We start from the raw sequence: 13,358 nt of genomic DNA on the forward strand, positions 1-13,358 counted from the left end.
GCCGGCCGCCGGCCTCCCCACTTCTGGTGATCATGGGCTTCTCGCCGATGACACGGGAGGACACGCCGGGCCGGCCGGCGAGAAGCCCATGATCAGGGCGGGGATCGGCGGGCGCGTGACCTCCCGGCAGGGACCCGCGGCGCCGGCCGACCTCCTCCGGGCCGGCCGACGCTGCCCCGCTGGGGGGAGCCGGGCGACCGCGGGCGTGCGTGGTGCCGCGCCCACCGGGGAGGATCCGCCCGTGACCGCTCCCGAGGACCCGCCGGCCCCCGGCCGCACCCTGGTCGAGGCCGGCTCGCTCGTCGCCGGCTCGATGGCCCGCACCGCGGCGACGCTGCTGTTCGACCCGTCGTCGGCCCGCGTCCGGCTGGAGCCGGCCCTGGCCGAGGTGCTCCGCCGCGCCGCCGCCGAGGCGGCGGAGCTGCCCGGCAGCCGGGCGGGTGCGCGGGCGGGCGCGGCGCTGGCCTTCGCCGCCGAGCTGGCGGTGACCCGCGCCGCCGAGGGCCGGGCGGTGCGCAGCGACCGGGTCGTGTCCGACGGGCGCACGCCGCTGGACGAGCTCGCCGGCGAGGTGCTGCGGGAGGCCGCGGCCACCGCCGAGGAGTGGCGGGTGCGCCACCTGGGCTACCTGCTGGCCGAGACGGCCGTCTCCCCCGACCTGGACGCCGGCGCGGTGCGGACCGGGCTGCGGCTGGCCTCCGGGCTGACCGGCCGGCAGCTGGCGTGGCTGGCCGCGGTCGGCCGCCGCGACCGGGTGCCGCTGCCGATGGCGCCGCTGCCCGCCGAGCCCCGCGGCTGGCCCGCGTGGGGCGCGCTGGAGGACCTCGGTGACCTGCAGCGTCGCGGCCTCCTGGACCCGCCGCCCCACCGGTCCCGGCCGGGGGGTGCGGCGCTGCCCCGGCTGCGGTGCACCGACCTGCGGCTCACCCGGCGGGGCGTGCTCGTGCACCGGCTGCTGGTCCTGGACCTGCTGCGCGACGACCTGGTCGCGGCCACGCTGGCCGACCTGGGCCTGCCGCGCTCCTGAGCCGACGGCCCCGTCCCGCGCTCACCGGGCCCGGCGCCGGGCGCGCAGCACCGCATCGGCGACCCCGTGGCCGTGCCCGTCGGGACCGTGCCCGTCGGGACCGTGCCGGCCCGCGCCGTCCACCTCGTGGGGGCGGGCCGGCCGCGGCCGGGCCCCGGCGACCTGGACCTCCCACTCGGGCGGGTCCAGCAGCGCCGCCAGCTCCTCCGCGGACACGAAGAAGTCCGGCGGCGCCTCGGGCCGCAGGCCGCGGGCCAGCTCACCGGGGTCGTGGGCGACGACCAGCAGCGTCCCGCCCGGGACGACCGCGGCGGCGAGCCCGGCCAGCACCGCGTCCCGGACGGCGGCCGGCGGGTGCAGGTAGGCGCTGCACACCAGGTCGAAGGCGGCCGGCGGCGGGGGCTCGGCGGCCAGGTCGGCCTGCCGCCACTCGATCCGGTCGGCCAGCCCGCGCTCGGCGGCGGCGCGGGCGCCGCGGTCCAGCGCCACCACCGAGAGGTCCACCGCGGTGACCTGCCACCCGCGCCCGGCCAGCCAGAGCGCGTCGCCACCCTCCCCGGCGCCGGCGTCCAGGGCCCGGCCCGGCGGCAGGTCGGCGACCTCGCTGACGAGGACGTCGCCCGGCCGCCCGCTCCACAGCCCGGGCGCCGACCGGTACCGCTCCTCCCACCACGCCCGGTCGTACGCCGGCCCGTCGGCCCCCGGCGGTCCGACCGGGTGGTCGTGGCCGCCGGGCCCGCCGGTGCGGTCCCCGGCCCGGGAACGGGTGGCGGGGGGATCGTCGTCGCGCATGCCGGCAGCGTCCGCCGACCGGCGCCCTAGCGGCAAGCGTGCTTGCCATTGCGGCAAGTGGATGACGGCGCCCGCCGAGTGCGCACCCGCGGCCGGGGAGGACGGCGTGTCCGCGCGTGCCCGCGACCGGAAGTGCGCTGTCGGCGGCGGCCACCCGGAGCAGCACCTCGCCCCGGGTCGACTCGACCAGCGGGGCGGTGGGCACGGGGGCGGCCTGCGCGGCGGCCGCCCCCCGGCCGCGGCATCGGCGTCACCCCTGCGTTCCGGCCCCCTCACCGCGACGGGGTGGCCGGCAGGAGGGCCTCGTGCTGGACCCACGGTGTGACCTAGGTTACGGACCACCACATGACACCGACGTCAGGAGGACTCCCGTGCCACTGGACCCGCAAGCCCAGGCCCTGCTCGACGCCATGGAGGCGCAGGGCGCACCCGACATCTCGGCCCTGTCGGTGTCCCAGGCCCGCGACATGGCCAACTCCTTCCGCGAGATGCAGGGCGAGCTCGTGCCGGTCGCCGCCGTGGGCGACCGCACCGTGCCGGGTCCGGCGGGTGCGCTCCCGGTGCGGATCTACCGGCCGCACGGGTCGCCGCGGGGTGCGCTCGTCTACTTCCACGGCGGCGGCTGGGTGATCGGCAACATCGAGGTCGTCGACGGGCCGTGCCGCGCGCTGGCCGAGGCGACCGGGTGCGTGGTCGTCTCCGCGCAGTACCGGCTGGCCCCCGAGTCGGCGTTCCCCGCCGCGCCCGAGGACTGCTACGCCGTCACCCAGTGGGTGGCCGAGCACCTGGAGGAACTGGGCACCGAGCCGGCCGGCCTCGTCGTCTCCGGGGACAGCGCCGGCGGCAACCTCGCCGCGGTCGTCGCGCTGATGGCCCGCGACCGGGGTGGCCCCGAGATCGCCTTCCAGGCGCTGATCTACCCGGTCACCGACTGCGCCGACATGGAGACCGAGTCCTACCGGTCCAACGGCGAGGGCTACCTGCTCACCGCCGCCTCCATGCGCTGGTTCCGCGACCACTACGTCCCGGACGAGGCCGCCCGCACGGAGCCCTACGCCTCCCCGGCGCGGGCGGCCGACCTCAGCGGCCTGCCCCCGGCCTTCGTCGCGGTGATGGAGTTCGACCCGCTGCACGACGACGGCGCCAAGTACGCCGAACGGCTCCGGGAGGCCGGCGTACCGGTCACGCTGCAGCGCTACGAGGGCCAGATCCACGGCCTGTTCTGGCTGGGCGGCATGTGCGGCCGCTACCAGACCCTCGTCGAGGACATCGCCCGCGAGGTCAAGGGCGCCCTGGGATGAGCCTCCCGGGAGGGACGGCCGCCGCGCCGTCCCTCCCGGGCCGGTGGTGGGATGGCCCGGTGAGCGAGCCGGGGACGACGATCCGCCTGGGCACCCCGTCGGTGCGCCGGGCCGAGCAGCGCGACGTGCCGCGGATCGCCGCGACGCTCACCGTCGCGCTGGCCGACTCCCGCTGGGTGCGCTGGGCGCTGCCCGAGGACGGCCGGGTGCAGCGGCTGACCCGCTGGCACGAGCTGGACGCCGGGCACCGGGCGGTCTCGACCGGCACCGGCTGGGTCACCGAGGACGTCACCGCCGTCGCCACCTGGGAGCCCCCGCCCGGCGCCGAGGGCACCACCCCCCTGCCGGGCGACGTGCGTGCGGCGCTGGCCCGGGAGCTGCCCCACCTGTCGGGCCCGCACGCCGCCCGGGTGGCCGCCACCGCGCAGCTGCTCGCGGCGGCCCGGCCCGCGGAGCCGCACTGGTGGCTCACCCACCTCGGCACCCGGCCCAGCAGCCGCCGCCGCGGCATGGGGGCCGCGGTGCTGCGGCCGGTGCTCGACCGCTGCGACGCCGACGGGGTGCCGGCGGCGGCCGCCGCGTACACGTGGGCCGGGGTCCGGTTCCTGCGCCGCTCGGGGTTCGAGGTCGACCGGGCGACGCGGACCGCGGACGACGAGCTCCCGCTCTGGCTGCTGGTGCGCCGCCCGGGCGGCTGAGGGACGGGCCGGTCGGGGTGGCGGGGTGCACGGACCGGGATCCCCCGCCGCGGCAGAGCCCCGTCCGCGCACATCCGGGTGGCGCGGGTGTCGATCCGGGCGGTGCCCGTTCGTACGGGGGGTGAGCGGCCGCCACGAGGGCGCCGCGCGACCCGAGGAGGACGACATGGCGCAGTACCTGCTCAACCTGGTCCAGCCCGTCGGCGACCCGCCGCCGCCCGAGGAGCTCGAGCCGATCATGCGCGAGGTCCGGGCGGTCTCCGACGACATGCGGGCCACCGGGTCCTGGGTGTTCGCCGCGGCCCTGCACCCCCCGGAGGCCAGCACGGTGCTCCAGCCCTCGGGGGACGACGTCCTGGTCGTCGACGGCCCGTACGCCGAGGCCAAGGAGTTCATCGGCGGGTTCACCGTCGTCGAGGCCGAGGACCTCGACGCCGCCCTGGAGTGGGGCCGCCGGTACGCGCGCGCAACCGGCCTGCCGATCGAGGTCCGGCCGGTCGCGGACCGGGGCGTGTAGCCGGTGCCGGACGTCGGCGCGCCCGGCGTCCGCGCGCCCGAGGTCGAGGCGGTGTTCCGCGCGGCCTACGGGCGCGCGGTCGCCGTCCTGACCCGCCTCCTCGGCGACATCGACGCCGCCGAGGAGGCGGTGCAGGACGCCTTCCTGACCGCCGTGCAGCGCTGGCCGGCCGACGGCGTGCCGCCCAGCCCGGCCGGGTGGATCGTCACCACCGCCCGCAACCGGGCCATCGACCGGCTGCGCCGCGAGGCCGGCCGCACCGACCGGTACGCGGCCGCCGCCCGGCTCGCCGACCCCGACCCGCCGCCCGAGGAGGGCGCCGTGCGCGACGACCGGCTCCGCATGCTGTTCACCTGCTGCCACCCCGCCCTGGCCCCCGCTGCCCGGGTGGCGCTGACCCTCCGGCTGGTCGGGGGGCTCACCACCGCCGAGGTCGCGCACGCCTTCCTCGTGCCGGAGGCGACGATGGCCCAGCGGCTGGTACGGGCCAAGGCGAAGATCCGGGCGGCGCGGATCCCCTACCGGGTGCCCCGCGAGGCCGACCTGCCCGACCGGCTGGCCGGCGTCCTCGCCGTGGTGTCCCTCGTCTACACCGAGGGGCACACCGCCAGCGCCGGGGACGACCTCACCCGCCCCGACCTGGCCGCCGAGGCGGTCCGGCTGGCCCGCGCCCTCGCCGAGCTCCTGCCCGACGAGCCGGAGGTCACCGGGCTGCTGGCCCTGCTGCTGCTCGCCGAGTCCCGCCGGCCGGCGCGGGTGGGGCCCGGCGGGGAGCTGGTCCCGCTCGCCGAGCAGGACCGCACCCGGTGGGACGCCGCGCTGGTCGCCGAGGGCCAGGAGCTGGTGCGCCGCTGCCTGCGCCGCGGGGCGCCCGGGCCCTACCAGGTGCAGGCCGCGATCCAGGCCGTGCACGGCGACGCGGCGACCGCGGCCGACACCGACTGGGGTCAGGTGCTGGCGCTCTACGACCAGCTGCTGGCGCTCACGCCCACCCCGGTCGTCGGGCTGCACCGGGCGGTGGCGCTGGCCGAGGTCGCCGGGCCGGAGCCGGCGCTGGCGGTCCTCGACGGGCTCGCGCTGCCCGGCTCGCACCTGCTGCCCGCCGTCCGCGCCGACCTGCTGCGCCGCCTGGGGCGGACGGCGGAGGCCGACGCCGCCTACGCGCAGGCGCTGGTGCTGACCGGCAACGCCGCCGAGCGCGCCTTCCTCGAACGCCGGCGGGCCGACCTCCCCCGGTGACCCACCGGAGCGGGTCGGGCCCCTCTGCAGGGGCCCGCGCCGAGCCTCGATGGCCCCGTCCGGAGGCTCACCCCGAGCGTGCGAGGGGTGAGGGGGACGGGGTCCTTCACGAAGGGCAGGGGGCCTCAATCCGTGCCGGACTCCATGGCGGCGCGGTCGAGCAGCTCCTCGTCCTCGGAGACCTCGCCGCGGGAGGCGATCGCCTCGGCGCCACCGGCGTCCATCGCCCCGATGAGGCCGGTCGAGGCCGCCTGCGCCACCCCGATCGGCGCCGGGTGCGCCCCGCCGACCATGCCCAGCGCCGCGTACTGCTCGAGCTTGGCCCGGGAGTCGGCGATGTCGAGGTTGCGCATGGTGAGCTGGCCGATCCGGTCCACCGGGCCGAACGCGGAGTCCTCGGTCCGCTCCATCGACAGCTTGTCCGGGTGGTAGCTGAACGCCGGGCCGGAGGTGTCGAGCACGGAGTAGTCCTCGCCGCGGCGCAGCCGCAGGGTGACCTCGCCGGTGACCGCGGTGCCGACCCAGCGCTGCAGGGACTCCCGGAGCATGAGCGCCTGCGGGTCCAACCAGCGGCCCTCGTAGAGCAGCCGGCCCAGCCGCCGGCCCTCGCTGTGGTAGGTCGCGATCGTGTCCTCGTTGTGGATGGCGTTGACCAGCCGCTCGTAGGCGGTGAACAGCAGCGCCATGCCCGGGGCCTCGTAGATGCCGCGGCTCTTGGCCTCGATGATCCGGTTCTCGATCTGGTCGGACATGCCCAGGCCGTGGCGGCCGCCGATGGCGTTGGCCTCGAGCACCAGGTCGACCGCGCTGGGGAACTCCTTGCCGTTGAGGGTCACCGGCCGGCCCTGGGCGAAGCCGATCGTGACGTCCTCGGGGGCGATCTCGACGTCGGGGTCCCAGAACCGCACCCCCATGATCGGCTCGACGATCTCGACCCCGGCGTCCAGGTGCTCGAGCGCCTTCGCCTCGTGGGTGGCGCCCCAGATGTTGGCGTCGGTGGAGTAGGCCTTCTCGGTGCTGTCGCGGTAGGGCAGGCCGTGGGCGACCAGCCACTCCGACATCTCCTTGCGCCCGCCGAGCTCGCTGACGAAGTCGGCGTCCAGCCAGGGCTTGTAGATGCGCAGCGAGGGGTTGGCCAGCAACCCGTAGCGGTAGAAGCGCTCGATGTCGTTGCCCTTGAACGTGGAGCCGTCGCCCCAGATCTGGACGTCGTCCTCGAGCATGGCGCGCACCAGCAGGGTGCCGGTGACCGCGCGGCCCAGCGGGGTGGTGTTGAAGTAGCTGCGCCCGCCGGAGCGGATGTGGAAGGCCCCGCAGGTCAGCGCGGCCAGCCCCTCCTCGACCAGCGCCGCGCGCCCGTCGACCAGCCGGGCGACCTCGGCGCCGTAGGCGCCGGCCCGGCCGGGCACCGAGTCGATGTCGGGCTCGTCGTACTGGCCGATGTCGGCGGTGTAGGTGCAGGGCACCGCCCCCTTGTCGCGCATCCACGCGACCGCCACGGACGTGTCGAGACCACCGGAGAAGGCGATCCCCACGCGCTCGCCGACGGGCAGGGAGGTGAGCACCTTGGACATGGGAGGAAGTATGCGCAGTCGTGCATGACCATGCAAACAGCGGGGTGTGAGGTCAGTCCCAGCGCCGACGGGAGCGCTTGAGCTGGCCGCGCTGCTTCTTGGCCTCCAGCCGCCGCTCCTGCGAGCCGCGGGTCGGCCGGGTCCGCCGCCGGGTGGGCGCCGGGGGTGCCAGCGCGGCCCGGAGGACGGCGGCCAGCCGCTCCCGCGCCGCCTGCCGGTTGCGCAGCTGCTGCCGGTGCTCGGCCGCGACGACGGTGAGGACGCCGTCGACCAGCCGGGCCGCCAGCCGCTGCCCGAGCCGCTGCCGCTGCGCCTCGCTCAGCCCCGGCAGCGCCAGCGGGCTGACGGACAGCTCGACCCGGGAGTCGGCCGTGTTCACCCCCTGCCCGCCCGGCCCCGACGAGCGGGAGAACCGCCACGACAGCGCGGCCGCCGGGACGACGAGCGCCCCGGTGACCGGGAGGTCCCCCGCGGCGTCGTCGACCGGCACGCCGTGCAGTCTCCCCCACGCCGGCCCGCCCGCTGCCCGGCCGCTGCCCCGGGCGGACGGGGGCGTCCCCGAGCCCCGGGTCAGGCGGCCGCGGGTACCGGGTCGGCCCCGCGGCCGCCGCCCGGGCGGCAGCGGGCCAGCCGGCGCAGCGTCAGCCGGCCGCCGCGGGCCGCGCCGTGCCGCTCGAGTGCGGTCACCGCGTAGGTCGAGCAGGTCGGCTCGAACCGGCAGGACGGCGGACGGCGCGGGCTGACCTCGCGCTGGTAGACGCGGACGGCGGCCACCAGCCGGTCCCGCACCCGGTCCCCGGGCGTGCCGGCCCCCGCGGCGTGCACGTGGCGCACGGTCGTCGGCACGAGGAAGAGCCCGTCGATGCCGCAGCCGATCGCGTTGGCCAGGCAGCACCCGGTGTTGAGGAACAGCAGGTCGCGCAGGCAGCCGCCGTCGCGGTCGGCGCGGTACCGCCGCCCGTAGCGGGGCGGGGGGCCGTACCCGCGTCCCCAGCCGGGGCCGTACCCGTAGCCGTACCCCGGTCGGGGGCCGTACCCGCGCCGGCGCCGGGGGCCCCAGCCGCTGCTCCAGATGATCACCATGCGCCCTGCAGTACCGCGGGAGTATCGGGGGCATGCCCGACCGCTCCTTCGCCGCGGCCCTCGCCGCCGCTCCCGTGGTGCTCGACGGCGGCCTGGCCACCCGGCTCGAGGCGCAGGGGGCCGACCTGTCCTCCGCGCTGTGGTCGGCCCGGCTGCTGCGCGACGACCCGGGGGCGGTCGTGGCCGCGCACGCCGCCTTCGCCGCCGCCGGCGCGCAGGTGGCGACCACGGCGAGCTACCAGGCCTCCGAGGCGGGCTTCGCCGCCGCCGGGGTGGACGCCGCCGGGGCGCGCCGGCTGGTCGCCCGCTCCGTCGAGCTGGCCCGCGCGGGCGCGCCGGAGGCGTGGGTGGCCGGCTCGGTCGGCCCCTACGGCGCGGTGCTCGCCGACGGCTCGGAGTACACCGGGGCCTACGTCGCGGAGCTGTCGGTGGCCGATCTGCGCGCCTTCCACCGGCCGCGGATGGCGGTGCTGGCCGAGGCGGGCGCCGACGTCCTGGCCTGCGAGACCGTCCCGGCGGCCGCCGAGGCCGAGGCGCTCCTGGCCGAGGCCGACGCGCTGGGGGTCCCGGTGTGGCTGTCCCTGACGACCGTGGTCGACGCCGCGGGTCTGGCCCGGACCCGCCGCGGCGAGCTGGCCGCGGACGTGTTCGCGATGGCGGCCGGCGTCGACGCGGTCGTCGCCGTGGGGGTCAACTGCACCGCCCCGGCCGGCGTGCGCTCCGGCGTCCTGGCCGCGGCCACCAGCGACAAGCCGGTCGTCGCCTACCCGAACAGCGGCGAGGGCTGGGACGCCGCGGCCCGGCGCTGGACCGGGTCCGGCGGCCTCCCCCTCGCCGAGGTGCCGGGCTGGGTGGCCGCCGGGGCGCGGGCGGTCGGCGGCTGCTGCCGGATCGGGCCCGGCGACGTCGCCGGGCTGGCGCGGGTCCTGCGGGAGGCCGGCCCGAGTATGTCGGTCCCCTGACGAATCCCGTGGACCCGGTTGCGCGGGGCCACCGGCGCGCATCCCCCGGGGGACGCACGCCGGACAGGAGGGATGGCATGGCACACCGGAGGGCGACGATCCGGACCGCGGCCGCAGCAGGGGTGGCCGTGGCCGCCGCGCTGGGGGTCTCCGCCTGCGGCGGCAGCGCGGGTGACGAGGAGAGCGTGACGTTCTCCGACCTCCAGGAGGGGACCGCCGACCTCACCGAGGAGGCGTTCACCGTCTCGGCCGCGATCGGCGACGTCTACTCGGGGCACGCGTTCACCCTCACCGGTGACGACGGCGGCGACCCGGTGCTGGTCGTCTCCCCCGACGACGTCGTCGGCATCACACCGGAGCTGGCCGCCCGGGTCACCGGGGTGGTGCAGGAGGGCCTCGACGTGCCGGCCGTGGAGGAGGACGAGGGCGTCGACCTCGACGACGACGCGCTCGCCGACTGGGCCGGCCGGCCGTACGTCCTCGCCGAGGAGGTGGACCTGTTCGAGACCGACGACGAGCAGTGACGCAGAGGACCCCGCCCCGGGCACCCGGGACGGGGTCCTCCTCGGCCCTCAGAGGATCGGGCGCCCCCCGGTGACCGCGACCCGCGCGCCCGAGACGTAGGACGCCTCGTCGCTGGCCAGGAGCACGTAGACCGGTGCGAGCTCGGCCGGCTGCCCGGCCCGGCCCAGCGGGGTGTTCCCGCCGAAGCTCGCCACCTTCTCCTCCGGCATCGTCGAGGGGATCAGCGGGGTCCACACCGGCCCCGGGGCGACGCTGTTGACCCGGATGCCCTTCTCGGCCAGCAGCTGGGCGAGGCTGGCGGAGAAGTTGGCGATGCCGGCCTTGGTCATCGCGTAGGGCGCCAGGGTGGGGCTCGGGTTGTCGGAGTTGACCGACGAGGAGTTGATGATCGACCCGCCCGCGGGCATGTGCGGCAGCACGTCCCGGCAGAGGGTGAACATCGCGGTCAGGTTGAGCGCGAGGGTGTGGTCCCACTCCTCGTCGGAGATCTCGTCCAGGGACTCGTGGCTCATCTGGAACGCCGCGTTGTTGACCAGGACGTCGATCTTCCCGAACGCCTCCACGGCCTTCGGGACGACGGTCTTCTGGTGGGCGCGGTCGGCGAGGTCCCCGGGGACGAGCACGCAGGTCCGGCCGGCCTCCTCGACGTACTTGGCGGTCTCCCGCGCGTCCTCGTGCTCGTCGAGGTAGGCGATGAGCACGTCGGCGCCCTCCCGGGCGAACGCGATCGCCACCGCGCGACCGATGCCGCTGTCGCCGCCGGTGATGACCGCGGCCTTGCCGGCGAGCCGGCCCGACCCGCGGTAGCTCTCCTCGCCGTGGTCGGGCTTGGGGTCCATCTCCCCCAGCGTGCCGGGCGGGGTCTGCTGCTGCTCGGGCTGTGATTCCGGGCGGGGCTCGGACACGTCGTCCTCCAGGGGGTGCCGTCGGTACGTCCCGCGCCTACCCGTGCGGAGCCGCCCGGAACCGGAACCGTCCGGGGGCACGAGCCCGGTTCCGGGGAAGGGTCGGGGCGTCGGGCACGCTGTCCCCCACGATGACCGCCACCGCCCCTCCCCTCCTCGCCGGCCCGGCCGACCTCGACGCGCTGCGGTCCCGGGCGGCCGACCCCGACACCCTCTTCACCGACGTCGCCACCTGGGCCGAGGGCAACGGCACCCCGCTGTACCCGCACCAGGAGGAGGCGCTGATCGAGGTGGTCAGCGGCGCCAACGTCGTCCTGGCCACCCCGACCGGCTCGGGCAAGTCGCTCGTGGCCACCGGCGCCCAGTACGCCGCCCTGGCCGCCGGCCGCCGCAGCTTCTACACCGCACCGATCAAGGCGCTGGTCAGCGAGAAGTTCTTCGCCCTGTGCGGCGTCTTCGGCGCGGCCAACGTCGGCATGCTCACCGGTGACGCCGCGGTCAACCGGGACGCACCGGTCATCGCGTGCACGGCGGAGGTGCTGGCCAACATCGCGCTGCGCGAGGGGGCGGAAGCCGAGATCGGCCTCGTCGTCATGGACGAGTTCCACTTCTACGGCGACCCCGACCGCGGCTGGGCCTGGCAGGTGCCGCTGCTGGAGCTGCCGCGGGCGCAGTTCCTGTTGATGAGCGCGACCCTCGGCGACACCACCGCGCTGCGCGAGGACCTCACCCGCCGCACCGGCCGGCCCACCGCGCTGGTGGCCACCGCCGAGCGCCCGGTGCCGCTGCACCACTACTACGCGACCACGCCGGTGCACGAGACGATCCAGGAGCTGCTGGACACCCGGCAGGCCCCCGTCTACGTCGTCCACTTCACCCAGGCCTCCGCGCTGGAGCGGGCGCAGGCGCTGATGAGCGTCAACGTCTGCACCAAGGAGGAGAAGGCCGCGATCGCCGGCATGATCGGCGGCTTCCGGTTCTCCTCCGCGTTCGGGACGACGCTGTCGCGGCTGGTCCGCCACGGCATCGGCGTCCACCACGCCGGGATGCTGCCGAAGTACCGGCGGCTGGTGGAGCAGCTGGCCCAGGCCGGCCTGCTCAAGGTCATCTGCGGCACCGACACCCTCGGCGTGGGCATCAACGTCCCGATCCGGACCGTGGTGTTCTCCGCGCTGAGCAAGTACGACGGCAGCCGCACCCGGCTGCTCTCCGCCCGCGAGTTCCACCAGATCGCCGGGCGGGCCGGGCGCGCGGGCTTCGACACCGCCGGCACCGTCGTCGTCCAGGCGCCCGAGCACGAGGTGGAGAACCTCAAGCAGTTCGCGAAGGTCGCCGACGACCCCAAGAAGCGCCGCAAGCTGGTGCGCCGGAAGGCGCCCGAGGGCATGGTGCCGTGGAGCGAGGGCACGATGCGCCGGCTGATCGACGCCGAGCCCGAGCCGCTGGTGAGCAACATGCGGGTGACCACGGCGATGCTGCTCGACGTCGTCGACCGGCCCGGCGACCCGTTCGTCGCGATGCGGCGGCTGCTCACCGAGAACCACGAGCCGCGCAAGCGGCAGCTGCGGCACGTGCGCGAGGCGATCGGCATCGCCCGCTCCCTGCTGCAGGCCGGCGTGGTCGAGCGGCTGCCGGAGCCCGACGCCGACGGCCGGCGCTACCGCCTGACGGTCGACCTGCCCCCGGACTTCGCGCTCAACCAGCCGCTGTCGACGTTCGCCCTGGCCGCCATCGAGCTGCTCGACCCGGGCTCCGAGACCTACGCCCTCGACGTCGTGAGCGTCATCGAGTCCACCCTCGACGACCCCCGGCAGGTCCTGGCCGCGCAGCTCAACAAGGCCCGGGGCGAGGCGGTGGCGCAGATGAAGGCCGAGGGCATCGAGTACGAGGAGCGCATGGAGCTGCTCGAGGAGGTCTCCTACCCTCGGCCGCTGGAGGAGCTGCTCGAGCACGCCTTCGAGGTGTACGTGCGCGGCAACCCGTGGGCGGCCGACGCGCACCCGTCGCCGAAGTCCGTCGTCCGGGACATGTGGGAGCGCGCCCTCACCTTCCGGGAGCTGGTCGGCACCTACGGGCTGACCCGGGCGGAGGGGGCGGTGCTGCGCTACCTGTCGGACGCCTACAAGGCCCTGCGCTCCGGCGTACCGGCGGCCGCGCGCACCGAGGAGGTCACCGACCTCGTGGAGTGGCTCGGGGAACTGGTCCGCCAGGTCGACTCCTCCCTGCTCGACGAGTGGGAGGCGCTCACCGACCCCGACCGCCCGGCCGACGAGCCGGTCGCCGTCCCCGCCCGTCCCCGCCCGTTGACCGGCAACGAGCGGGCCTTCACCGCGATGGTGCGCAACGCGCTGTTCCACCGGGTGCAGCTGTGGGCCCGGCGCCGGTGGTACGACCTCGGCGAGCTCGACGCCGGATCCGGCTGGGACGCCGAGCGCTGGGGCGAGGTGGTGCAGGCCTACTTCGCCGACCACGACGAGGTGCGCACCGGCGCGGACGCCCGCGGCCCGGCGCTGCTCGTCTGGGACCGGGGGACGCCGGGGGTCTGGCGGGTGCGGCAGGTCGTCGACGACCCGGCCGGCGACCACGACTGGGGCATCGACGCAGAGGTGGACCTCGCCGCCTCCGACGAGGAGGGCGCGCTGGTGCTCCGCGTCGTCGACGCCGGGCGCAGGGACGCCGCGTGGACCTGAGCCCGCCCCCGGCCGCGCCCCCGGCCGTGATCATGGGCATCCGGC

At 76.7% G+C, this 13,358-nt stretch carries 13 protein-coding genes; 8 read left to right on the forward strand and 5 right to left on the reverse strand.

The window, feature by feature from the left end; genetic code table 11:
- The first annotated feature begins 241 nt into the window (after positions 1 to 241).
- Positions 242 to 1,027: a hypothetical protein gene (locus tag ACI8AC_RS08485; RefSeq protein ID WP_456897082.1), complete on the forward strand. Its 786-nt coding sequence runs from the start codon at positions 242 to 244 to the stop codon at positions 1,025 to 1,027.
- Between the two features lie 21 nt (positions 1,028 to 1,048).
- Here ACI8AC_RS08485 and ACI8AC_RS08490 read toward each other — a convergent pair whose 3' ends face one another.
- Positions 1,049 to 1,819: a class I SAM-dependent methyltransferase gene (locus ACI8AC_RS08490; RefSeq protein WP_456897084.1), complete on the reverse strand. Its 771-nt coding sequence runs from the start codon at positions 1,817 to 1,819 to the stop codon at positions 1,049 to 1,051.
- 371 nt (positions 1,820 to 2,190) lie between these two features.
- Between ACI8AC_RS08490 and ACI8AC_RS08495 the strand changes: the two genes are divergently transcribed.
- From ACI8AC_RS08495 to ACI8AC_RS08510, 4 genes are all read left to right on the forward strand, one after another.
- Positions 2,191 to 3,120, forward strand: a complete 930-nt coding sequence (locus ACI8AC_RS08495) for an alpha/beta hydrolase (protein WP_456897086.1) — start codon at positions 2,191 to 2,193, stop codon at positions 3,118 to 3,120.
- Positions 3,121 to 3,179: 59 nt separating this feature from the next.
- Entirely contained in the window at positions 3,180 to 3,818 is a 639-nt protein-coding gene (locus ACI8AC_RS08500; RefSeq protein ID WP_456897088.1) for an N-acetyltransferase, read from the forward strand.
- 166 nt (positions 3,819 to 3,984) lie between these two features.
- Complete coding sequence (locus tag ACI8AC_RS08505; protein WP_456897090.1) at positions 3,985 to 4,335, forward strand: YciI family protein; 351 nt, start codon at positions 3,985 to 3,987, stop codon at positions 4,333 to 4,335.
- A 3-nt stretch (positions 4,336 to 4,338) separates the two neighbouring features.
- Entirely contained in the window at positions 4,339 to 5,574 is a 1,236-nt protein-coding gene (locus ACI8AC_RS08510; protein WP_456897092.1) for an RNA polymerase sigma factor, read from the forward strand.
- 125 nt (positions 5,575 to 5,699) lie between these two features.
- Here ACI8AC_RS08510 and argG read toward each other — a convergent pair whose 3' ends face one another.
- The 3 genes from argG to yidD form a co-directional block, all read right to left on the reverse strand.
- Positions 5,700 to 7,148, reverse strand: a complete 1,449-nt coding sequence (gene argG, locus ACI8AC_RS08515) for an argininosuccinate synthase (protein ID WP_456897094.1) — start codon at positions 7,146 to 7,148, stop codon at positions 5,700 to 5,702.
- Between the two features lie 52 nt (positions 7,149 to 7,200).
- Complete coding sequence (arfB, locus tag ACI8AC_RS08520; RefSeq protein WP_456897095.1) at positions 7,201 to 7,638, reverse strand: alternative ribosome rescue aminoacyl-tRNA hydrolase ArfB; 438 nt, start codon at positions 7,636 to 7,638, stop codon at positions 7,201 to 7,203.
- 80 nt (positions 7,639 to 7,718) lie between these two features.
- Positions 7,719 to 8,231 carry a membrane protein insertion efficiency factor YidD gene (gene yidD, locus ACI8AC_RS08525; RefSeq protein ID WP_456897097.1) on the reverse strand — a complete coding sequence of 171 codons (513 nt, stop codon included), beginning with the start codon at positions 8,229 to 8,231 and terminating at the stop codon, positions 7,719 to 7,721.
- Positions 8,232 to 8,263: 32 nt separating this feature from the next.
- Here yidD and mmuM point away from each other — a divergent pair, with 32 nt between their 5' ends.
- Complete coding sequence (gene mmuM, locus ACI8AC_RS08530) at positions 8,264 to 9,193, forward strand: homocysteine S-methyltransferase (RefSeq protein WP_456897098.1); 930 nt, start codon at positions 8,264 to 8,266, stop codon at positions 9,191 to 9,193.
- A 77-nt stretch (positions 9,194 to 9,270) separates the two neighbouring features.
- Positions 9,271 to 9,717, forward strand: a complete 447-nt coding sequence (locus ACI8AC_RS08535; RefSeq protein WP_456897100.1) for a hypothetical protein — start codon at positions 9,271 to 9,273, stop codon at positions 9,715 to 9,717.
- Between the two features lie 48 nt (positions 9,718 to 9,765).
- Here ACI8AC_RS08535 and ACI8AC_RS08540 read toward each other — a convergent pair whose 3' ends face one another.
- Entirely contained in the window at positions 9,766 to 10,623 is an 858-nt protein-coding gene (locus ACI8AC_RS08540; protein ID WP_456897102.1) for a glucose 1-dehydrogenase, read from the reverse strand.
- Positions 10,624 to 10,754: 131 nt separating this feature from the next.
- On the opposite strand from ACI8AC_RS08540, the gene ACI8AC_RS08545 reads away from it, so the two are divergent.
- Positions 10,755 to 13,313 (forward strand): DEAD/DEAH box helicase, encoded by a 2,559-nt coding sequence (locus tag ACI8AC_RS08545; protein ID WP_456897104.1) that lies wholly within the window; start codon positions 10,755 to 10,757, stop codon positions 13,311 to 13,313.
- Positions 13,314 to 13,358 lie beyond the last annotated feature (45 nt).

It is taken from the genome of Geodermatophilus sp. SYSU D00758 (assembly GCF_054049955.1).